This window comes from Pseudomonas sp. MWU12-2319, assembly GCF_023242525.1.
In the GTDB taxonomy this organism is placed as follows: Bacteria; Pseudomonadota; Gammaproteobacteria; order Pseudomonadales; family Pseudomonadaceae; genus Aquipseudomonas; species Aquipseudomonas gingeri_D.
Genome location: NZ_JALJES010000012.1, coordinates 147,232 through 167,758 on the forward strand (window position 1 = coordinate 147,232; position 20,527 = coordinate 167,758).

At 62.9% G+C, this 20,527-nt stretch carries 18 protein-coding genes; 9 read left to right on the top strand and 9 right to left on the bottom strand.

The features are described from left to right. Positions 1-143: 143 nt before the first annotated feature. The 5 genes from adk to M5C01_RS20180 all read left to right on the top strand — a co-directional run bounded on the left by adk (position 144) and on the right by M5C01_RS20180 (position 3,828). On the top strand, positions 144-791 hold the full coding sequence (gene adk / locus M5C01_RS20160; RefSeq protein ID WP_100942394.1) for an adenylate kinase: 648 nt from the start codon (positions 144-146) through the stop codon (positions 789-791). A gap of 93 nt (positions 792-884) precedes the next feature. Next, complete coding sequence (tsaB, locus tag M5C01_RS20165) at positions 885-1,559, top strand: tRNA (adenosine(37)-N6)-threonylcarbamoyltransferase complex dimerization subunit type 1 TsaB (RefSeq protein WP_152740208.1); 675 nt, start codon at positions 885-887, stop codon at positions 1,557-1,559. Positions 1,560-1,781: 222 nt separating this feature from the next. After that, positions 1,782-2,081, top strand: a complete 300-nt coding sequence (locus tag M5C01_RS20170) for a hypothetical protein (RefSeq protein WP_152740209.1) — start codon at positions 1,782-1,784, stop codon at positions 2,079-2,081. Between the two features lie 13 nt (positions 2,082-2,094). After that, positions 2,095-2,967 (top strand): DUF72 domain-containing protein, encoded by an 873-nt coding sequence (locus tag M5C01_RS20175; protein WP_152740210.1) that lies wholly within the window; start codon positions 2,095-2,097, stop codon positions 2,965-2,967. Between the two features lie 33 nt (positions 2,968-3,000). After that, positions 3,001-3,828, top strand: coding sequence for an isocitrate lyase/phosphoenolpyruvate mutase family protein (locus tag M5C01_RS20180; protein ID WP_152740211.1), 828 nt, complete (start codon positions 3,001-3,003; stop codon positions 3,826-3,828). Between the two features lie 8 nt (positions 3,829-3,836). Here the strand turns inward: M5C01_RS20180 and M5C01_RS20185 are convergent, their stop codons facing one another. Next, complete coding sequence (locus M5C01_RS20185) at positions 3,837-4,451, bottom strand: energy transducer TonB (protein WP_152740212.1); 615 nt, start codon at positions 4,449-4,451, stop codon at positions 3,837-3,839. A 92-nt stretch (positions 4,452-4,543) separates the two neighbouring features. Here M5C01_RS20185 and M5C01_RS20190 point away from each other — a divergent pair, with 92 nt between their 5' ends. Beyond that, entirely contained in the window at positions 4,544-5,326 is a 783-nt protein-coding gene (locus tag M5C01_RS20190; RefSeq protein WP_103497420.1) for a class I SAM-dependent methyltransferase, read from the top strand. Positions 5,327-5,482: 156 nt separating this feature from the next. Here the strand turns inward: M5C01_RS20190 and M5C01_RS20195 are convergent, their stop codons facing one another. After that, entirely contained in the window at positions 5,483-6,118 is a 636-nt protein-coding gene (locus tag M5C01_RS20195; protein WP_152740213.1) for a TetR/AcrR family transcriptional regulator, read from the bottom strand. A 93-nt stretch (positions 6,119-6,211) separates the two neighbouring features. On the opposite strand from M5C01_RS20195, the gene M5C01_RS20200 reads away from it, so the two are divergent. Continuing rightward, positions 6,212-7,312, top strand: a complete 1,101-nt coding sequence (locus M5C01_RS20200; protein WP_152740214.1) for an efflux RND transporter periplasmic adaptor subunit — start codon at positions 6,212-6,214, stop codon at positions 7,310-7,312. 6 nt (positions 7,313-7,318) lie between these two features. After that, positions 7,319-10,384: an efflux RND transporter permease subunit gene (locus tag M5C01_RS20205; protein WP_152740215.1), complete on the top strand. Its 3,066-nt coding sequence runs from the start codon at positions 7,319-7,321 to the stop codon at positions 10,382-10,384. Positions 10,385-10,590: 206 nt separating this feature from the next. Here the strand turns inward: M5C01_RS20205 and M5C01_RS20210 are convergent, their stop codons facing one another. The 3 genes from M5C01_RS20210 to plsB all read right to left on the bottom strand — a co-directional run bounded on the left by M5C01_RS20210 (position 10,591) and on the right by plsB (position 14,657). Then, complete coding sequence (locus M5C01_RS20210; protein ID WP_152740216.1) at positions 10,591-11,280, bottom strand: DUF4197 domain-containing protein; 690 nt, start codon at positions 11,278-11,280, stop codon at positions 10,591-10,593. Between the two features lie 122 nt (positions 11,281-11,402). Beyond that, on the bottom strand, positions 11,403-12,023 hold the full coding sequence (locus M5C01_RS20215; protein WP_152740217.1) for a hypothetical protein: 621 nt from the start codon (positions 12,021-12,023) through the stop codon (positions 11,403-11,405). Between the two features lie 126 nt (positions 12,024-12,149). Then, entirely contained in the window at positions 12,150-14,657 is a 2,508-nt protein-coding gene (plsB, locus tag M5C01_RS20220; RefSeq protein ID WP_152740218.1) for a glycerol-3-phosphate 1-O-acyltransferase PlsB, read from the bottom strand. Between the two features lie 246 nt (positions 14,658-14,903). Between plsB and M5C01_RS20225 the strand changes: the two genes are divergently transcribed. Then, positions 14,904-15,113 (top strand): cold-shock protein, encoded by a 210-nt coding sequence (locus M5C01_RS20225; protein WP_100942406.1) that lies wholly within the window; start codon positions 14,904-14,906, stop codon positions 15,111-15,113. Positions 15,114-15,161: 48 nt separating this feature from the next. Here the strand turns inward: M5C01_RS20225 and M5C01_RS20230 are convergent, their stop codons facing one another. From M5C01_RS20230 to M5C01_RS20245, 4 genes are all read right to left on the bottom strand, one after another. After that, positions 15,162-15,539, bottom strand: a complete 378-nt coding sequence (locus M5C01_RS20230) for a hypothetical protein (protein ID WP_100942407.1) — start codon at positions 15,537-15,539, stop codon at positions 15,162-15,164. Positions 15,540-15,624: 85 nt separating this feature from the next. Next, complete coding sequence (locus tag M5C01_RS20235; RefSeq protein WP_152740219.1) at positions 15,625-16,434, bottom strand: putative RNA methyltransferase; 810 nt, start codon at positions 16,432-16,434, stop codon at positions 15,625-15,627. Then, positions 16,434-17,585: a succinyl-diaminopimelate desuccinylase gene (dapE, locus tag M5C01_RS20240; RefSeq protein ID WP_103497400.1), complete on the bottom strand. Its 1,152-nt coding sequence runs from the start codon at positions 17,583-17,585 to the stop codon at positions 16,434-16,436. The genes M5C01_RS20235 and dapE overlap by 1 nt, the downstream gene beginning before the upstream one ends. Before the next feature lie 203 nt (positions 17,586-17,788). Further along, positions 17,789-20,380: a glycosyltransferase gene (locus M5C01_RS20245; protein WP_103497399.1), complete on the bottom strand. Its 2,592-nt coding sequence runs from the start codon at positions 20,378-20,380 to the stop codon at positions 17,789-17,791. Positions 20,381-20,527: the final 147 nt, after the last annotated feature.

Sequence of the window (20,527 nt, forward strand, 5' to 3'; positions counted from 1 at the left end):
CGACTTTCGGCGGCTTGTGTGGCTCCGGTCGGCTGTGTATCTTGATCAGCCTTTGGCCGTTTTGCGGCCATGACCCTATTTTTGAGATTGGCCCCACGAGGCGAATCCGAGCGTTTCTAAATAAAAAATTGAGGAGCACATCGATGCGCGTCATTCTGCTGGGAGCTCCCGGGGCCGGTAAAGGTACTCAGGCTAAGTTCATCACCGAGAAATTCGGCATCCCGCAAATCTCCACTGGCGACATGCTGCGCGCCGCGGTCAAGGCCGGCACCGAGCTGGGCCTCAAGGCCAAGGGCATCATGGACGCCGGCGGGCTGGTCTCCGACGACCTGATCATCGCGTTGGTCAAGGACCGTATCGCCCAGGCCGACTGCGCCAAGGGTTTCCTGTTCGACGGTTTCCCACGCACCATTCCCCAGGCGGAAGCCCTGGTGGATGCCGGTGTCGAGCTGGACTACGTGGTCGAGATCGCCGTCGATGACGAAGAGATCGTCCAGCGCATCGCCGGCCGTCGTGTTCACGAGGCTTCCGGGCGCGTCTACCACACCGTCTACAACCCGCCGAAAGTCGAAGGCAAGGACGACCTGACCGGGGACGACCTGGTCCAGCGCAAGGACGACACCGAAGAAACCGTGCGTCATCGCCTGTCGGTCTACCACTCCCAGACCAAGCCGCTGGTGGATTTCTACCAGAAGCTCTCGGCCGCCCAGGGCAAACCGAAGTACAGCCATATCGCCGGTGTCGGCTCCGTGGAATCGATCACCAGCAAGGTGCTTGAAGCCCTGAGCTGATCGCTGTAGCTGCTATGTGTACAACAGCCCGCTTGCGGGCTGTTGTTGTTTATACTGTTGCACTTTTTTCATTTCGACCTGACGGATACATCGATGAGCACCTTGCTGGCCCTGGACACCGCGACTGAAGCCTGCTCCGTCGCCTTGCTGCATGACGGCAAGGTGACGAGCCACTACGAGGTGATTCCGCGCCTGCATGCGCAAAAGCTCCTGCCGATGATCCAGCAGTTGCTGGCCGACGCGGGTATCAGCCTGTCGGCGGTGGATGCGATTGCTTTTGGCCGTGGTCCCGGGGCTTTTACCGGGGTGCGGATTGCCATCGGTGTGGTTCAGGGGCTGGCGTTTGCCCTGGAGCGTCCGGTGTTGCCGGTGTCGAACCTGGCGGTGCTGGCGCAGCGGGCCTTTCGCGAGCGCGGTGTGCGCCAGGTGGCCGCGGCCATCGATGCGCGGATGGACGAGGTGTATTGGGGCTGCTATCGCGAAGAAGCCGGGGAAATGCGTCTGGCCGGGGTCGAGGCGGTGCTGGCTCCGCAACTGGCGGCCTTGCCGGACGATGCCGCTGGCGAATGGTTCGGCGCGGGCACGGGTTGGGGTTATGGTGAGCGGATCAACGTTGCACTGACAGGCCAGGATGCCAGCCTGCTGCCCCACGCCGAGGATCTGTTGAGCCTGGCGCGTTTTGCCTGGGCGCGCGGCGAAGCCATTCCGGCCGACGAGGCCCAGCCGGTTTACCTGCGCGACAATGTGGCGACGCCCAAGGCCCGTTGACGCCGGGCGGCAACTGATAAAATTCAGGCTAAACTGAACGTTAAACCGATCACCCGAAAAAACGCCCAGATAGTCAAAAATGTGCCGTTCGTCATGTTTTCCCCACCCAGGCACCAGGGTGTGAAAACCTTTTTCAGGTTCTGTGGTCCAGTTATCACTCGGGCAATAGCTAAGTGCGGTGCGTGCTGCTAAATTGCCATCATTGACACCGAGCATGCCCCAATGCGTATAGACGGCGTTTCCTCACAGTCCTACCCCATCAAGCGCAAACCGCGTAAAGGCAGCGTCGTGGTTGACGACGAGGTCGATGTCTCGGAGGGCGATAGCGAGGACCTCTCCGAGGTGGCCGCCCGCGCCGAAGCGGCCGGTAGCCGCCTGGCCAACCTGCCGGCCCGTCCGCAGGACATGATCTTCCATCGCGCCATGAGCAAAAGCGTCGCCAACGCCCTGGCCAGCTACCTGACCACCGCCGGTTTCGTCGAGTGGGACATGGAAGTGTTGGGGCTCGACCTGCATATCTGATTTAATCGGGTCGATGACTGATCCTGTCCTGCTGCCTTATTTCCTCGGTTGCCCCTCCTGGAGCGAAAACGCCTGGCGCGAGTACCTATACCCGCCCACTGCGCGCACGAGCGATTTTCTCGACCTGTACGCCCAGGTGTTCAACGCCGTCGAAGGCAACACCACCTTCTACGCACGGCCCGCGTCCGCCACGGTAGAACGCTGGGCGCAGACCATGCCCGCACACTTTCGCTTCACCGCCAAGTTTCCTCGGGATATCAGCCACGGCGGTGATCTGCGCGAGCAGGTCCAGGCGGCTGAAGACTTCCTGCAACTGCTCAAGCCGCTGGGACCGCGGGTGGCGCCGCTGTGGCTGCAATTGCCGGCCAGTTTTGCGCCGCAGCGCCTGGCCGAGCTGGTCGGGTTTATCGACGCGCTGGAGCGCCCGTTGGCGATTGAAGTCCGTCATCGTGATTTCTTCGCCAAGGGCGACGCCGAGCGGATGCTCAACCGCCTGCTGCTGGACCGGGGTGTCGAACGGATCTGCCTCGATCCACGGGCGCTGTTCAGTTGCACTTCCACCGATGCCTCGGTGCTGCACGCCCAGTCGAAAAAGCCCAAGGTGCCACCCCGGCCGGCAGCGTTCACGCTGTTTCCGCAGGTGCGTTTTATCGGGCACCCGGAACTGGAGGCCAATGAGCCTTTCCTGACGCCCTGGGTCGAGAAGGTCGCCGGCTGGATCGAGGAGGGGCGCACGCCCTACGTGTTTCTGCATACCTCCGACAACCGCCTCGCACCGGCGCTGGCGCAACGTTTCCATGTTCGGCTGATGGCGCGTCTGCCTGGCTTGCCGGCGCTGCCTGAGCTATACAGAGGGCCCGCCACGGAGCAACTCGGCTTGCTCTGAGGGCATCACACTCTCTTTGCCAGGAGTCGACCCATGGATGCGCAAACCCTTCGAGCCCAAGCCTTCAAGGCCCTGCACGAACGTGACGGAGCCTTTGTGATTCCCAATCCCTGGGATGCCGGTTCGGCAAAAATGCTCGCCGCACTGGGCTTCGAGGCGTTGGCCACCACCAGCGCGGGCCTGGCGTTTTCCCTTGGGCGTCCGGATGCGGAAGGGGCCAACTCGCTGAACGATACGCTGGAAAACGCGCGGAGCATTGTCCTGGCCACGGCGCTGCCGGTGGCGGCCGATCTGGAAAATGGTTTTGCCCACAGCCCCGCCGGGTGTGCCGAGGCGATTTTGCGGGCGGCCGAAGCTGGCTTGGTGGGGGGCTCGATCGAAGACGCCAGTGGTCATGCCGAGGACCCCATCTATGAATTCAACCACGCGGTAGAACGGGTCGAGGCCGCGGTTGCCGCGGCCCGCAGCCTGTCGTTCCCCTTCATGCTCACGGCGCGGGCGGAGAACCTGCTGCACGGGCGCCAGGATCTGCCGGATACGATTCGCCGTTTACAGGCGTTCGCCGAGGCCGGTGCCGACGTGCTGTATGCGCCAGGCCTGCGCACGCGTGAGGAGATCCAGGCGGTGGTCAAGGCCGTGGCGCCCAAGCCGGTAAATGTATTGATGTCGGGCGGGGTCAACCTGTCGGTGACCGAGTTGGGCGAACTGGGAGTCAAGCGCATCAGTGTCGGTTCGGCGTTGGCCCGGGCGGCGTACGGCGCCTTCTATCGGGCGGCCGAGGAGATGCGTGGGCAGGGGACGTTCAGCGCGCTGGATCAGGCCATGCCCTTTGCGCGGATCAATCAGATGTTCAAGAACTAGGTAAACACTCAGGCCGCGAGGCGCAGGTTCTGTGCCACCAGCGGACGGGCCCAGTTCAGGTCGTAGTCCATGGCTTTCTGCTGCTTGACCAGGGTTTCTTCGTCGAACGGCACATGCGGCTCCAGCAGATCCAGCTCGAACTCGGCAATCGGCAGGTGCAGCGCACGCGCTTGCGGCGCGGGGCCCGGTGCTGGCAGCGGCTGGCCGGCGTTGAGGACGATAGGGCGAACCCAGCCGCTTTCGAAATCCTGCTGTTTCTGTTGCGCGACAACTTCTTCCGGCGGGTAAGGCACGGGCCGCTTCAGCAGGTCCAGATCGAATTCGGCAATCGGCAGGAACAGCGGCTCCGGCGGACGGACCGGGGTGTCCTTTACGTCACACTGGCGCTGGTCAACGATCTGCGCCAGCAGCTCGGCACCGGCGGTGGGCTCCACCGGGCCGTCGACCGGCAGTTGTGCCTGGACATTCTTTGCATCCGCCGCGTCCCCGACCTGTTCGGCCAGCGCCCGGGCAAAGAAATCTTGCCACAGGTGACTGACACCGCTCAGTGCCTGGGAATTGCGCAGGCCATAATTGTCGACGGGCGACAGATAACCTATGGATGTAGTGCGAATGTCTGACATGGCTCTCGAGTGACGCTCAGGTCTGGCAAAATGCTGGATAATGTTTTTATCGGCAGCTTTTGCCGATCATTAAATTTTTGAGCGTGTTTTTCATGAGTGAGCAGCAAGCACCGGTCCGTATCAGAGTCGAGGCCCTGGCCGAAGGGTTGCAATCCCGGGCCGAAGCCTGGGCCGAACGCCTCGGTTTGCCGTTGCAGGAAGCCGAAGCGGAGTTCGCTTTGCAGGTGTCGGAGCAGGGGTTGCAGTTGCAGCAACTGGGGCCTGAGGCGCCTGGACCGGTCCGGGTGGACTTTGTCGAAGGCGGCGCGGCGCACCGGCGTCTGTATGGCGGCGGCAGCGGGCAGATGATCGCCAAGGCCGTGGGCATTCAACCGGGCGTACGGCCGCGGGTGCTGGACGCCACTGCTGGCTTGGGCAAGGATGCGTTCGTGCTGGCGAGCCTGGGCTGCGAGATGAGCCTGATCGAGCGCCAGCCGCTGATTGGCGCCTTGCTCGAGGATGGCCTGGCCCGTGGGTTGGAAGATTTCGACGTGGCGCCGATTGTTTCGCGCATGCACTTGCTCAAGGGCAATTCGATCGAGGTGATGCGCAATTGGGAAGGCGAGGCGCCCCAGGTGATCTACCTGGACCCGATGTTTCCTCACCGTGAGAAAACCGCCCTGGTGAAGAAGGAAATGCGCCTGTTCCGCCCGTTGGTGGGCGATGACCCGGATGCGCCGGCATTGCTGGAGGCGGCACTGGCCCTGGCGACCCATCGGGTGGTGGTCAAGCGCCCGCGCAAGGCGCCGTGTATCGACGGGCCGAAACCGAGCCATGGCCTGGACGGCAAGTCGAGTCGCTATGACATCTACCCGAAGAAAGCCCTGAAGCCTTGAAAGCAGGCTTGGCGTGACGGTTTGGGCGATCTTGAGGGCCTCATCGCGAGCAAGCTTGCTCCTACAGGATTTGTGTCGTGAGCACCGTCTATGCAGTACGCAAAACTTGTAGGAGCAAGCTTGCTCGCGATAGCGGTCTGACAGGCGCCCGAGTGCTCAAGGCCGGTAGGCGCGCATGAACAACCCCACCACCTCGCGCACATGGGCTTCGCCCTCGGCCTCGCTCGGCGGCTCGCCGCAGCCGTAGAGCAGGCGGAAGTTCGCCGCGCCCTTGAGCAGGCAGAAGAAGTGCTCGGCGGCGTAGTGCGGCTTGTCGATCACCAGGGCACCGCCCTGGTTGATCCGACTCAGCAGCCGCTCCATCTCCGTGAGCATGCGTTGGGGCCCGGCCTCGAAGAAGATCTGCGAGAGCTTCGGGTCCTGGCTGCCCAGGGCCATGATCAGCCGATGCAGGTTCACCGACTCGTCACTGTTGATCAGGTGATGAAAACCCCGGGCGATGTTCAGCAGAATGCTTTCCACCGGCACGCCTTCGGGCAGGGCGAAAAACAGCTCGGGCAGCTGTTCTGCGCATTTGGCCACCACGGCAGCGGAGAACAGTGTCTCCTTGTCGTTGAAATGGCTGTACACCGTCAGCTTTGAAACACCTGCTGCTGCAGCGACTGCGTCCATGCTGGTGCTGGCGTATCCATTACTCAGGAACAGATCTTTCGCCGCTTGCAGGACGGCCTGGCGTTTTGCCAGGTCCTTGGGGCGGCCGGGGCCGCTGGGCACTGAAAGATTGTCGGACATTTTCTTAGTTAATACTGGACTGGTGAGTTTGGTATTAATACCATACTGGCCAGTATAAATATTCTGAGCACCATTAGCGAAAGGTCCTACACCATGCTCCGCTATGTCATGCCCCTTGCGTTGCCCGTCAGTTTAGCCCTTTTCCTGGCCGGTTGTGGTCATGAAGAGCCGGCCCAGGTCAGCGTTCGTCCCGCGATGGTGGTGCAGCCACAGCCTTCGGCCCAGGCCATGGACAGTTATCCTGGCGAAGTGCGGGCGCGTTTCGAGCCCGACCTGGCCTTTCGTATCGGTGGCAAGGTCAGTCGACGACTGGTGGAGGAGGGCGAGCGGGTCAAGGCCAACCAGCCCCTGGCGGAGCTCGACCCGCAGGACGTGCGCCTGCAACTGGAAGCGACTCGTGCCCAGGTTGCGGCCGCCGAGGCCAACCTGAACCTGGTGCGCTCCGAGCGTGATCGCTACAAGACCTTGCTCGACCGACAGATGGTCAGCCGCTCGCAGTACGACAACGCGGAAAACCTCTACCGCTCCGGTGAAGCCCGCGTCAAGCAGATCAAGGCCGAGTTCGACGTGTCCAGCAACCAGGCCGGTTATGCCGTGTTGCGTGCGCCCCAGGACGGTGTAGTCGCCAAGCGCCTGGTGGAAGTCGGCCAGGTGGTCGCCGCCGGCCAGACGGTCTTTACCCTGGCCGCCGACGGCGAGCGTGAAGTGCTGATCAGCTTCCCGGAGCAGGCTTTCGGACGGTTCAAGATCGGCCAGGATGTGGCCGTGGAACTCTGGTCGCAGCCGGACCAGCGTTTCAACGGGCGGATCCGCGAGTTGTCGCCGGCCGCCGACCCCAAGTCGCGGACCTTCGCCGCCCGTATCGCCTTCAGCGCCGGCAAGGTGCCGGCTGAGTTGGGACAGAGCGCCCGGGTGTTTATCCAGGCCGCCGGTGTGGTGCCGTTGTCGGTGCCGCTGTCGGCGGTGACCGCGGAAAACGGTGCGACCTATGTCTGGCGGGTCCAGGCGGACAACACCCTCAAACGGACCCCGGTGCGGGTCGGTGCCTTTGGCGAAAAGACCGTGCCGGTGTTCGAAGGCCTTTCGGCCAGCGATTGGGTGGTGGCGGCCGGTGTGCATGTGCTCCATGACGGCGACCTGGTTCGCCCGGTGGATCGCTCCAACCGCGTGGTCAATCTGGCGACCAAGGAGTAGTCCCCGATGGGTTTCAATCTTTCCGAATGGGCGTTGCGTAATCGCCAGATCGTACTGTTCCTGATGATTCTGCTCGCGCTGGTCGGAGCCTTGTCCTACACCAAGCTGGGGCAGAGCGAAGACCCGCCGTTCACCTTCAAGGCCATGGTCATCAAGACCAACTGGCCGGGGGCCACGGCCCAGGAAGTCTCGCGGCAAGTCACCGAACGCATTGAAAAGAAGCTGATGGAGACCGGCGAGTACGAGAAAATCATCTCCTTCTCCCGGCCAGGGGAATCCCAGGTGACCTTCATGGCCCGGGACTCGATGCATTCCTCGGAGGTTCCCGACCTCTGGTACCAGGTGCGCAAGAAGATCGGCGATATCCGCCAGACCTTGCCGCCGGATATCCAGGGGCCGTTTTTCAACGATGAGTTCGGCACCACCTTCGGCAATATCTACGCCCTGACCGGCGAGGGTTTCGACTACGCCGTGCTCAAGGACTACGCCGACCGTATCCAGATCCAGTTGCAGCGGGTCAAGGACGTGGGCAAGGTCGATCTGCTCGGTCTGCAGGACGAAAAGGTCTGGATCGAACTCTCCAACGTCAAGCTGGCGACCCTTGGCCTGCCGCTGAGTGCGGTGCAGCAGGCCCTGCAGGAGCAGAATGCGGTGTCCACCGCCGGCTTCTTCGAGACCCCGACCGAGCGTGTGCAACTGCGGGTCAGCGGTAACTTCAAGACCGTCGACGAGATCAAGAACTTCCCGATCCGCGTCGGTGACCGCACCTTCCGTATCAGCGATGTCGCCGAGGTGCACCGTGGCTTCAACGATCCACCGGCACCGCGCATGCGCTTCATGGGCGAAGACGCGATCGGCCTGGCGGTGGCGATGAACGAGGGCGGCGATATCCTGGTGCTGGGCAAGGCACTGGAGATCGAGTTCGCGCGTATCCAGAAAAACCTGCCGGCGGGGATGAAACTGAGCAAGGTCTCCGACCAGCCGGCGGCAGTGAAGACCGGCGTCGGTGAGTTCGTCCAGGTGCTGGTGGAAGCCCTGGTCATTGTGTTGCTGGTGAGTTTCTTCTCCCTGGGTGTGCGCACCGGGATGGTAGTGGCGCTGGCGATTCCGCTGGTGCTGGCGATGACCTTTGCCGCCATGTACTACCTGGGCATCGGCCTGCACAAGATCTCTCTCGGCGCGCTGGTACTGGCCCTCGGCTTGCTGGTGGATGACGCAATCATTGCCGTGGAGATGATGGCGATCAAGATGGAGCAGGGCTTCGACCGCCTCAAGGCGGCGAGTTTTGCCTGGACCAGCACGGCGTTCCCGATGCTCACCGGCACCCTGATCACCGCCGCCGGTTTCCTGCCGATTGCCACCGCGCAGTCGGGCACTGGCGAATACACCCGCTCGATTTTCCAGGTGGTGACCCTGGCCCTGCTGGCATCGTGGATCGCGGCGGTGGTGTTCGTGCCTTACCTGGGGGAAAAGCTGCTGCCGGACCTGGCGAAGATCCACGCCGCCAAGCATGGCAGCGAACAACCGGACCCTTATGGCACACCGTTTTACCAGCGTGTCAGGCGCATGGTGGAGTGGTGCGTACGCCGTCGTAAAACCGTGATCGTGCTGACTGTCGCGCTGTTTATCGGCTCGTTGCTGCTGTTCCGCTTTGTGCCGCAGCAGTTCTTCCCGGCCTCGGGGCGGCTGGAGCTGATGGTCGACCTGAAGTTGGCCGAAGGCGCGTCCCTGAACAACACCACCGAACAGGTTGCGCGTCTGGAAGCCCTGCTCAAGGATCATCCCGGTATCGACAACTATGTCGCCTATATCGGTACCGGTTCGCCGCGTTTCTACCTGCCGCTGGACCAGCAATTGCCGGCCACCAGCTTTGCCCAGTTCGTCGTGCTGGCCAAGAGCATCGAGGATCGGGAAGTGCTGCGCACCTGGCTGATCAAGGTCCTCGACGAGCAGTTCGCCGATGTGCGCGGACGCGTGACACGCCTGGAGAACGGACCGCCCGTGGGTTATCCGGTGCAGTTCCGGGTGACCGGCGAGCATATCGAAGTGGTCCGTGCCCTGGCGCGCAAGGTGGCGGCCAAGGTCCGTGAGAATCCGCACGTGACCAATGTGCACCTGGACTGGGAAGAGCCGAGCAAGGTGGTCTACCTGAACGTCGATCAGGATCGGGCCCGGGCGCTGGGGGTGAGTACTTCGAACCTGTCGCGCTTCCTGCAATTGTCGCTGACCGGTTCGACCGTCAGCCAGTACCGCGAGGACAACGAGTTGATCGAAATCCTCATGCGCGGCACTGTCCAGGAACGCAACCAGTTGTCGGCATTGCCGAGCCTGGCGGTACCGACGGACAACGGCACCAGCGTGGCGCTGTCGCAGATCGCGACCCTGGAGTACGGTTTCGAGGAAGGCATTATCTGGCACCGCAACCGCTTGCCGACCGTGACGATCCGCGCCGACATCTACGGCCAGGAGCAGCCCCTGAGCCTGGTCAAGCAGATCATGCCGACCCTGGATCCGGTTCGCGCCGAGTTGCCGGACGGCTACCTGCTGGAGGTCGGTGGTACCGTGGAGGATTCGGAGCGCGGCCAGGCCTCGGTGAATGCCGGCGTGCCACTGTTCATAGTGGTGGTACTGACCTTGTTGATGCTGCAACTGCGCAGCTTCTCGCGGGTGGCGCTGGTGTTCCTCACCGCGCCGCTGGGGCTGATCGGGGTGACCCTGTTCCTGCTGGTGTTCCGCCAACCGTTCGGTTTTGTCGCGATGCTCGGGACCATTGCCCTGTCGGGGATGATCATGCGCAACTCGGTGATCCTGGTGGACCAGATCGAACAGGATATCCGCGCGGGCATGTCGCAATGGCAGGCAATTATCGAAGCGACGGTGCGGCGTTTCCGCCCCATCGTGCTGACCGCCCTGGCGGCGGTGCTGGCGATGATTCCGCTGTCGCGCAGCGTGTTCTACGGACCGATGGCCGTGGCGATCATGGGCGGTTTGATCGTGGCGACGGCCTTGACCCTGCTGTTCCTGCCGGCACTGTATGCGGGGTGGTTCAGGGTGAAGAAGACGGCCCCCTAAAGCGCGGCCGTTTTGTAGAGCCTGGCTTGCCAGCGAAGCTTTTGGCGACCTTGAGGGCCTCTTCGCGGGCAAGCCCTGCTCCTACAGGTTTTTGTCGTATGCAATATAGGTGATCGACTCGGTCATGTAGGAGCCTGGCTTGCCAGCGAAGCTTTTGGCGATCTTGCAGACCTTATCGCTGGCAAGACAGTTCAAGGGGTGAGGTGTCAGAGCGCGCCAAACACCTTCTTCGCCAGGCTGGTGGCCGCCGCCGCCGGGTTGGCGCGGATGTCTTCTTCCTTCTGGGCGATCATCTTGAACAGGCCGTCCAGGGCTTTTTCCGTTACGTAGCCTTCAACGTTGGCACTCTTGGCGTCGAGTACACCGAGGGTCGCCGCCTGCCCGGCGAACGAGTTGTACTGCTTGGCCAGGCCCACCTTGTCGGTAGCCTCCTTGACGATCGGCAAGAACTTGGCGCGAATCTGCTCACGGCTGGTCTTGTCCAGGTACTGGGTCGCCGAATCCTTGCCACCGGTGAGGATGCCCTTGGCATCGGTCACGGTCATTTTCTTCACGGCGTCCACCAGCAACGCCTGGGCCTGTGGCATGGCGGCTTCCGCCGCCTTGTTCATGCTGGCTTCCAGTTGATCGACCTGGGCGCCCATGCCGAACTGCTTCATCTTGCTGGCGACCTTGCCGAGGTTGCCCGGCAGTTCGATCTTCACCGCAGGGTTGTTGCTGAAACCACCCGGCTTGCCGAGGTTGGTCACGGCGGCGACGGCACCCTGGGCCAGCGCGTCCTTGAGGCCGCCGGAGGCTTCACCCTGGGAGAGGCTGCCCAGGGACAAGGCCAGGGCGTTGACGGAAATCAGCAGGCCTGCGCAGAGGCCGACCAGACGAAGGGAGGGACGGAGCATGGAAGCTTCCTTGTTGGGATCAGTGGGGAAATCCGTGGCGCCAGGAGAAGCCTGGCGCCAGCCAGTGAGAATCTAACGGATTTATCGGCAAACGCCAGTTTTCTAAAGACGTTGGCCGCCACTCAGGCGCTGAGGATCAGGCTCTGGGGTTTCTCTTTCAGCAGTACGACGCTGCGCGGAATCGGCTTCATGGTGAATTTACGGCGGCTGCCGAAGGTGCCCTGGGTCTCGTAGATCTGGCCCGGCTTGACCTTGTTCACGTCGTAGCGCAGGTAACGCGGGATCGAGCCCTTGAAGAAGGTGATTTCCTCGCTGAGGACATGCACCGGAATACCCGGTTCGGTCTGGGCCACCAGCCTCAGGGTAGCCAGGGTGTTGTCCTGCGTGCCGATCATCGGCACCAGCGCCGCGCTGAGGTACAGATACCCCGGTGGGCTCAGGTGAAAGGTTTCTTCCTGGTTGTCCCGGCGCCAGCGGAAGCTGTATTTGATGTCCGGCAGCAGCGAGGTGCCGGCGACACTCAGGTCGATGTCGATCTCGACCTTGCAGTTACGCTTGAGGTCCGCCGGCAGCTCGAAGCTAAAGCGCCACGGCGACTGGTCGGGTAGTTGCGCACTGGTCCAGGTTCCCAGCAGGGTGTCGCTGCAGCGGTTGCGCAGGGTGATACGGGTTTCGGCCTTGGCCGGGATCCTGTAGTCCGGTGGAAAGTGGAAAACAGCGGTCACGACGTTTTTTGCGGTCATCTCGATGTCCTTATCGAACGCGTCAAAGGCAACGCAAGATTGAGTCTACACGGGCCTTTGGGCTTGAAAACCGGCGGAGAAGCATCCTTGCTGCTTTACCGAATGGTCTGATGTGGGTGGTTCGTCTTATCCCACGTCAGAACCCGACTCGGGGCTCTGTTCGGCGGCATCTTCGCTGCGATGCAGGGCCACCTGGCGAATCGACAGGCGGATTTCCGCTGGCAGTACCCGTTTCGCCGCGCCCTCGGCCAGCTCGCCGAGCAGTTCGTGATAACCCAGTTTGCCGGCCGCGTCGCGGCGCAGTACATCGAGGTCGAGCAGGGTCTGGATAAAGTGGCGGAACAGACTCTTGTCGAAGAATTCCGGGGCGTTCAGGCCATGGAGAATCGACAGGCGCTGTGCCATGACCGTACAGAGGTCTTCCAGCTCCTCGGCACTGATGCTGTGCTGGCCGCTGTTGAGCAGCAGCGAGATGGCCATGTAGAACCGTTGCAGGGTCTGGGCGATGCTCCGCGACAGCAGGGTCAGCAGCACGAAGTGCCGCGAGCTCGGTGCCGGGCGCAGGTAGACGTCGTTCTCCAGGCGCAACAGGCCCTGTTCGACGAACGCCTCCAGCCATTGGTCGATCACCGCGTCCAGCTCGTCCAGTGACCAGCGGATAAACAGTTCCGCCTGCAGGTACGGATAGAGCGCGCGGCTGTAGCGCAGGATCTGTTCGCGGCTCATGCGCGAGGCGCTCTGGAAGAAGCTCGCCAGCAACGACGGCAGGGCGAAGATATGCAGCACGTTGTTGCGGTAATAGGTCATCAGGACGGCGTTCTGCTCGTCCAGATAGAGGATCTTGCCCAAGGCATCGCTTTGCTCGGCCAGCAGGTCCATGTCCTTGACGTGCTGGATCAGCGCGCGACCGTCGCCTTCCGGCAGGGTGGTGTGCGGCGAGTAGGGCACGCGGCGCAACAGCGCCAGGTAGAGGTCAAGGACCCGGGCCATGGCGCGGTCGTCGAGGGCCAGGCGGGTGGTCGAGAGCAGCGCCAGGGCCACCAGGTTCACCGGGTTGATCGCCGCGGCTTCGTTGAGGTGGCGGGCGACGCGCTCTCCAAGGCGGTTGGTGGTTTCATTGAGCCAGGCCGGGCGGAATTGCGGACCCAGTTCCTGGGCGCGCCAGTCCGGCTGTTCCTGATCGAGGAACTCGGCCAGCTTGATCGGCTCGCCGAAGTTGACCGCGACCTGGCCGAAGCGCTGCTTGAGTGCGCCGATGACCTTGAAGATGTCGAAGATCGATTCTTTCTTCTTGCTCGCGCCACGCAGTTCACCCAGGTAGGTGCGACCTTCGAGCACCCGCTCATAGCCGATATACACCGGGATGAAGACGATCGGCATGCGCGAGGAGCGCAGGAAGCTGCGCAGGGTGATGGCCAGCATGCCGGTCTTCGGCCGCAGCATGCGCCCGGTACGCGAGCGACCGCCTTCGACGAAGTACTCCACCGGGAAACCCTTGGTGAACAGGGTGTGCAGGTACTCGTTGAACACCGAGGTGTAGAGCGGGTTGCCCTTGAAGGTACGGCGCATGAAAAACGCCCCGCCGCGGCGCAGCAGGCTGCCGATCACCGGCATGTTGAGGTTGATCCCGGCGGCGATGTGCGGCGGGGTCAGGCCATTGCGAAACAGCAGGTACGACAGCAGCAGATAGTCGATATGGCTGCGATGGCAAGGCACGTAGATGACTTCATGGCCCTGGGCCACGGCCTGCACGCCTTCGATATGGTTGACCTTGATGCCGTCGTAGATCTTGTTCCAGAACCAGCTCAGCACCACTTCGAGGAAGCGGATGGCGGTGTAGGTGTAGTCCGAGGCGATCTCGTTGCCGTAGCGCAGGGCCTGGGCCTGGGCTTTTTCCACGGAGATGTTCTCGCGCTGGGCCTCCTCGAGGATTGCCTGGCGCACCATCGGCTCGTTGACCAGGCCCTTGACCAGGTTGCGCCGGTGGGAGATGTCCGGGCCGATCACCGCGGCCTTGAGGTTGCGCAGGTGTACCCGCAGGATCCGCTGGGCCATGCGCACGGTGCGCTCATGGCCCTTGTTGTGTTCGATCAGGCCGCGCAGGTGGATCGGCGCGGAAAACTGCACGCGGGTCTTGCGCCCGAGAATCAGGATGCTCATCAGGCGGCGCAGGCGACCGGTGACCGCCCAGCTGTCGGCGAACAGCAGTTTCCAGGGGCTCGATTCACTGTCCGGCGACTGGCCCCAGAACACGCTGACCGGGATGATCAGCGCATCTTCGGCGGGGTTCTCGCTCAAGGCGCTGACCAGGCGGGTCAAGGTCGGTGGCGCGCCGCGCTTGTCCTGGCGGCCGAGCCAGTCGGGCTCGGGGGTCAGGTAGAAGAACGCCGCAGGCTCCATGAGCGAACCGACCGACACCGGTAGCACCGGGCGCGGCAGGCCGGCCTTGGTGCATTCGCGGTCGACCACGGCCAGGTCGGTCAGCGAGGGCGATTGCAGGACGTAGAACACCGGCCGACTGCGGTCGAGGTCGAGAGTCAGCGACGATTGGTTGATCGTCTCCGAGCGCACCCACAGGTACAGGAGGCGGCGCAAGGTACCAAACACGAGACGGCGGAACGGGGAACGGGTCATACGGCTTCTGCAGGCAAATGGATTGAACCGAGCGTTTGCTCGGGGCGGCTAGTGTGCCGTATTCGTCAAAAATCGGCAAAAACGCGGCGAACTAATATTGATTGAGAGTTTTTTGACCTGTCTTATACTCGGTCGTTCGCCATGAACGGTAGGATTCATCCGCGCAGCACGATGTTCTGGCGACGCAGCAGGCAGGACCCGTCGAGCCGGGCCCAACCCAACAATAACAAGACGGAGTACGGATTCATGGCAACTCGCGAGACGGGCAATGTGAAGTGGTTCAACGATGCCAAGGGCTACGGCTTTATTCTGCGCGAAGACGGAGCGGATGTGTTTGTGCACTACCGCGCGATTCGTGGCGAAGGCCACCGCTCCCTGGCCGAAGGGCAGCAGGTGGAGTACGCGGTGGTGGAAGGCCAGAAAGGCCTGCAGGCCGAGGATGTGGTCGGGCTGTGAGTGAGAGGGGCTTGCTGTGGCAAGCCCCCTGTCCGGAGTCAGTGAGCGTCAGGCCGTACGCCAGGTGATCTCTTCTTCGCCATCGGCGCTGATGCGGATCCAGCGATCGGCCGTCTCCTCGCCCTCTTCCTCGACCCAGCTGCCCGGGGCACAACGCACTTCCACGTTCAGCGCGGCAAAGGCCGCGCGGGCGCAGGCGATGTCGTCGTCCCACGGGGTCTGGTCGCTTTCCAGGTACAGGCTGTTCCACTTGCCCACGGCCTTGGGCAACCAGGTCACCGGCACGCTGCCGGCCTGGCACTTCCAGGTCTGGCCTTTCTGGACCCAGTCGCTGCAAGGCCCCAGGGCGGCGCCGAGCCAGGCGGCAACGGCCTTGTGATCGACGTCGTCGTCCTTGAGGTAAATCTCGATATCGGGCTGGCGCATGGAAATCCTCGCTGCGGTTGTTCGAAAAATCCATTCGCGGATTTTGCCGGCCTTGAACCCGTGTCCAAGGCCATGAAGAGTGGGGTTATTGCAAAACGAAGTAATCGTAGCGCATCGACACGCTGACCTCGAACGGCTCCGGCTGTTCGATGACCTGCGCCCGGCGCTCGGCACTGGCCCGCCAGCCGTGGGGCGTCATGGCCAGCAGGTTCGCCCGGTCCTGGGCGCTGGCCAGGCTCAGCTTGAACTCCAGCACTTCGCTGTGTTGCAACGCCATGCCCTCCGGCACCAGGGCCAGGTGCTTGTCGTCAGTGTATTCGCGCACTTCATCGTACAGACGCTCGCGCAGTTCCATCAGGTGGCCGCTGGTCGGTCCGACTTTCATCAGGCCGCCACCGGGGCTCAGCAGGCGTTTGGCCTCCTGCCAGTCCAATGGGCTGAACACGCTGGCGATAAACTGGCAGCAGGCGTCGGCCAATGGCACCCGCGCCATGCTGGCGATCAACCAGGTCAGTTGCGGGTTGCGCCGGCAGGCACGCTTGACCGCCTCGCGGGAAATATCCAGCGCATAGCCGTCAGCCGCGGGCAGGGCCTCGGCCAGTTGCGCGGTATAGTAGCCCTCGCCGCAGCCGATATCGACCCAGCGTCCCGGCGTCCGTTCGGCCGCCAGCTCCGCCAGGCGGCGGGCCACCGGCGCGTAGTGGCCGGCGTTGAGGAAGTCCCGTCGGGCTTCGACCATGGCCAGGTTGTCGCCCGGATCACGGCTGTTCTTGTGCTGGACCGGCAACAGGTTCAGGTAACCCTGGCGTGCCCGGTCGAAACGATGCCCGAGCGGACAGGCCACGCCGTTGTCGACCGCGTTCAGGGGTGCGCTGCAGAGGGGGCAGGTGAGCATCAGGCAAGCAACTTGATCAGGGTCTGGTAGTAGATTTCGGTCAGCACATCGAGGTCGCTGGCCAGGACCCGCTCGTTGACCTGATGAATGGTCGCGTTGACCGGGCCCAACTCGACCACCTGGGTGCCGAGGGTCGCGATAAAGCGCCCGTCGGAGGTGCCGCCGCTGGTGGAAGCCTTGGTGTCGCGCCCGGTGATGGTCTTGATGCTCGCCGACACCGCATCGAGCAGCGCGCCCGGCTCGGTGAGGAATGGCAGGCCGGACAGCGCCCATTCCACGTGCCAGTCCAGGCCGTGCTTGTCGAGGATCGCCGCGACCCGCTGTTGCAGGCCTTCAACCGTGGACTCGGTGGAGAAGCGGAAGTTGAACAACGCCACCAGTTCGCCGGCGATCACGTTGGTCGCACCGGTCCCCGAGTTGAGGTTGGAAATCTGGAAACTGGTCGGTGGGAAGAAGGCGTTGCCATTGTCCCAATGCTCGGCGGCCAGTTCGGCCAGGGCCGGAGCGGCCAGGTGGATCGGGTTTTTCGCCAGGTGCGGGTAGGCCACATGGCCCTGTACGCCGCGCACGGTGAGGCGGGCGCCGAGGGAGCCACGGCGGCCGTTCTTCACCACGTCACCGACCAGGGTGGTGCTCGACGGTTCGCCGACGATGCACCAGTCCAGGCGCTCGCTACGGGCGGCCAGGCGCTCGACCACGGCCTTGGTGCCGTGGTGGGCCGGGCCTTCTTCGTCGCTGGTGATCAGGAAGGCGACCGAACCACGGTGGTCCGGGTAGTCCGCGACAAAACGCTCGGCGGCCACCAGCATCGCGGCCAGGCTGCCTTTCATGTCGGCCGCGCCGCGACCGCAGAGCATGCCGTGCTCGTCGATCAAGGCATCGAACGGATCGTTCTGCCAGGCCTGCAGCGGACCTGTCGGCACCACGTCGGTGTGACCGGCGAAACACAGCACCGGGCCTTCATGCTTGCCGTGGGTGGCCCAGAAGTTGTCGACGTCCTCGATACGCATCGGCTCGAGCTTGAAACCGGCATCGCCCAGGCGCTGCATCATCAGCTTCTGGCAGTCGGCATCGACCGGGGTCACGGAAGGGCGGCGAATCAGGTCGCAAGCGAGTTGCAGGGTCGGCGAAAGGTCGGCGTGGGCCGTCATGGGAAAGCTCCGAAACGGGTATGTAGGAGCGAGCTTGCTCGCGAGGGTGGTTCAGGCTCCGCGGGGTATCAGGTGCCCAGCATTATCGTTGACGACCATCGCGAGCAAGCTCGCTCCTACAGGAAGATAGGGGCGCGCAAAGGGTGGATATCTTAAAGCAAAACGGCGGCCCGCAGGCCGCCGTTTCGTGTCGTGCATCGCGTTTATGCGACGGATGCCGGCTCCGGCGCGCTGACCGGTTTCGGCAGCGAGGAAACGAACGCCATGATCAGTGCCGCCAGGTACGGCAACGACTGCACCAGCAACATCACTACCCAGAAGCGCATGTCGTTGCTCGGCAAGCCCTGCACCAGGAAGATCCCCAGCGCCGCGGCCCACAACAGCAGCATGATGAACATCTCTTCGCGGGCTTCCGAAATCGCTACCCAGAAACCGTGGTTATCGGCGTTTTTCGGCGTGCGGAAGAACGGAATGCTGCTGGTGAAGAAACCGTACAGCACTGCCTTGGCAATGGTATGGGACAAGGCCAGGCCAGCCAGTGCGGCGGCGAAGGCATCCTTCATGTTGACCCCGACCGCGCGGCGGTAGAGGAACAGGATCTTGCCGACCTTGAACACGAACAGCGCCAGTGGCGGGATCGCGAAGATCAGCAGCGGCGGATCGACCCGTTGCGGCACGATGATCATCGCCGCCGACCAGAGCAGGGCGCCGACGGTGAAGAAGATATTCATGCCGTCGGCTACCCACGGCAACCAGCCCGCGAGGAAGTGGTAGCGCTGGCCACGGGTCAGTTCGGTGTCCTTGCCGCGCAGCAGGCTGGCGGTGTGCCGCTTGATGATCTGAATCGCCCCGTAGGCCCAGCGGAAACGCTGTTTCTTGAAGTCGATAAAGGTATCGGGCATCAGGCCCTTGCCGTAGCTGTCATGGTGATAAGCCGCCGACAGGCCTTTTTCGAAGACCCGCAGGCCCAGCTCGGCGTCTTCGCAGATGCACCAGTCGGCCCAGCCCAGTTCTTCCAGAACCGAGCGGCGGGTCATGGTCATGGTGCCGTGCTGGATGATCGCGTCGCGGTCGTTGCGGGTGACCATGCCGATATGGAAGAAGCCCTTGTATTCCGAGTAGCAGAGCTTCTTGAAGGTGCTTTCGTTCTGGTCGCGGTAGTCCTGGGGCGATTGCACGATGGCGATCTTCGGATCGGCGAAGTGCGGGACCATGTGCTTGAGCCAGTTGCGGTCGACGCAGTAGTCCGAGTCGATCACGGCGATGACTTCGGCGTCCTTGGCGGTGTGCGGGATCAGGTAGTTCAGCGCCCCGCCCTTGAAACCGGCCAGCGGCGCGACGTGGAAGAAGCGGAAACGCGGGCCGAGGGTTTCGCAGTAGGCCTGCACCGGTTCCCAGACCGCCGGGTCCTTGGTGTTGTTGTCGATGATCAGGACTTCGTAGTCCGGATAGTCGAGGGCCGCGAGGGCGTCGAGGGTCTGTTTGACCATCTCCGGCGGCTCGTTGTAGCACGGCACGTGGATCGAGACTTTCGGCCGGTAGTGCGAGTCGCCTTCAACCGGTAGGAATTCACGCCGGCGCTTGTGGGTCCAGACCGCCTCGGCCAGTTCGTGGGCCTCGGTGAGCAGGACGATAAACACGCCCAGGGCACCGATGGCCAGCAGGAAACCCACCGTCAGGCTGAACCAGGTGCTGTATTGCTGGCTGTAGTCGTAGCCGATCCACACCAGCACCGAACCGCAGAGGAACGCGGTAAAGGTCAGGAAGGTCCGGCCGCGCTGGCGCAGGGCCGAGCCGTCGATCATCAGCAGGGTCAGCGAGAGCAGTGCGAGCACCACCGAACCGATGGCCAGTACGCGCCATTGCGGAATCGCCACCACCGGCCCTTCGAAGTTGAACTTCTGCTCGCGCGCGGCGTTGAACACGCCCCAATAGGCGCCCACCGAACCTTCGTCACTGGCCTTCCACGGCTGGTCGAAGGCTTCGATCACGAAGTAGTTGAAGCCCTGGCGGTTAAGCTTGTTGACCAGGGTGCGCAGGTAAATGGCCTGGTCGGCCTGGGTCGCATCGGCACCGCCACGCATGCGGCCGTTGCTCGGCCAGCCCACTTCCGAGAGCAGCAGGGGCTTTTTCGGGAACATGCGCTTGAGTTCGCGGGCGCGGTCCAGTACGTACTGGCCGGCCTTGTCCATGGGGATGAATTCCCAGTAGGGCAGGATGTGCGCGGCGATCAGGTCGACGTGCTTGACCAGTTCCGGGTTGTGTTCCCAGATATGCCACTGTTCCGAGGTGGTCACCGGCACCTTGACGGCCGCCCGTACGCGGTCGATCAGCACGGCCAGGTCCTTGGCGGTGATTTCCTTGCGGAAGATCGCCTCGTTACCGACCACCACCCGCACGACACTGCGGCTGGTGTTGGCCAGTTCGATGGCGCGGGCGATTTCCCGCTCGTTGCGCTCCTGGTCCGGGCTGATCCAGATCCCCAGGGTCACCCGCAGGCCGAACTCTTCGGCGAGCTTGGGAATGTCCTGAAGGGTGCCGTCGACCGAGTAGATACGGATGTTGTCCGTCAGCTTGCTCATGATCTCCAGGTCGCGACGCATTTCATCGTCGGTCGGGTACTGGTCTTTCTGTGGGAATTGTCCCTGCTGGAAAGGCGAGTAGGAGAAGCCGGCGATCTGCTCGGGCCAGTCAGGCGCCGAAACCGGGCGGTTGATCAGCGCCCAGAAACCGGTGAATAGTGCGGCAATTGCCAACACCACGACCAGGTTGAGTCCAAATTTACGCGATGACATAGGTATTTCGGGTTCCGAAAAGGGCTAGAACAGGGAACAGAGCGGCGCGCATCCTACACTTGCTATCCGTCGACCGTACAGTACCGTGGAATATGCGCAGGCATTGGGCAATGAGACAGGGCTTAAGTTCTTTCCTGATTCTTTGTA